The 1,476-nt window shown below is 52.6% G+C and carries 1 rRNA gene; it reads left to right on the top strand.

The window, feature by feature from the left end:
• Positions 1-1,476 (top strand): 23S ribosomal RNA (locus HMPREF2943_RS00005); the annotation flags it as partial.

The following is a 1,476-nucleotide window of genomic DNA, read 5'->3' as shown; positions in this document are numbered from 1 at the left end:
TTTTTTGTTTGGGTAGGGGAGCGTCGTGCATGTGTTGAAGCGTTACCGTAAGGAGGCGTGGAGTGTGTGCGAGTGAGAATGCAGGCATGAGTAACGAATTGGAAGGTGAGAATCCTTCCCGCCGGATGACTAAGGGTTCCTGGGTCAAGTTCGTCTTCCCAGGGTGAGTCGGGACCTAAGGCGAGGCCGACAGGCGTAGTCGATGGATAACCAGTTGATATTCTGGTACCCGTATATCCGCGCCCATGATAAAGCACTGATACTAACCACCGCGGATACGATTGATGTGTTCTTTGAACACGTTGGTTGTTGATGTCGTGGGGCCTGATGTGTGGTTCAAGTGATGGGGTGACACAGTGTAGTAGCCATGCCGCTTAATGGATTGTTGGTGTAAGCGTGTGAGGTGGTGTGTAGGTAAATCCGCATGCTGTTAAACCTGAGGCGTGATGCGTAGCCCAATTGGGGTGAAGTTGGTGATCTAGTACTGTCGAGAAAAGCCTCTAGCGATGTGGATGTATGGCCCGTACCCTAAACCGACACAGGTGGTCAGGTTGAAAATACTAAGGCGTTCGGGTGAACTGTGGTTAAGGAACTCGGCAAAATGCCCCCGTAACTTCGGGAGAAGGGGGACCACACGACTTAAGCACTCCTTGCGAGTGTGGTGGGTTGTGGGGTCGCAGAGAATAGAGGGAAGCGACTGTTTATCAAAAACACAGGTCCATGCGAAGACGTGAAGTTGATGTATATGGACTGACGCCTGCCCGGTGCTGGAAGGTTAAGAGGACCGGTTAGTAGTCTTTGACTGCGAAGCTGAGAATTTAAGCCCCAGTAAACGGCGGTGGTAACTATAACCATCCTAAGGTAGCGAAATTCCTTGTCGGGTAAGTTCCGACCTGCACGAATGGCGTAACGACTTCTCTGCTGTCTCAACCACAGGCCCGGTGAAATTGCACTACGAGTAAAGATGCTCGTTACGCGCGGCAGGACGAAAAGACCCCGGGACCTTCACTATAGCTTGGTATTGGTGTTCGGTTCGGTTTGTGTAGGATAGGTGGGAGACTATGAAGCGGCCACGCTAGTGGTTGTGGAGTCGTTGTTGAAATACCACTCTGATCGGATTGGATGTCTAACCTTGGCCCATGATCTGGGTTGGGGACAGTGCCTGGTGGGTAGTTTAACTGGGGCGGTTGCCTCCCAAAATGTAACGGAGGCGCCCAAAGGTTCCCTCAGCCTGGTTGGCAATCAGGTGGTGAGTGTAAGTGCACAAGGGAGCTTGACTGTGAGACAGACATGTCGAACAGGGACGAAAGTCGGGACTAGTGATCCGGCACCTACTTGTGGATGTGGTGTCGCTCAACGGATAAAAGGTACCCCGGGGATAACAGGCTGATCTTCCCCAAGAGTCCATATCGACGGGATGGTTTGGCACCTCGATGTCGGCTCGTCGCATCCTGGGGCTGGAGTAGGTCCCAAGGG

This window comes from Corynebacterium sp. HMSC072D12, assembly GCF_001813925.1.
Taxonomy (GTDB): Bacteria; Actinomycetota; Actinomycetes; order Mycobacteriales; family Mycobacteriaceae; genus Corynebacterium; species Corynebacterium aurimucosum.
This window is presented reverse-complemented; position numbering and strand designations above follow the sequence as displayed.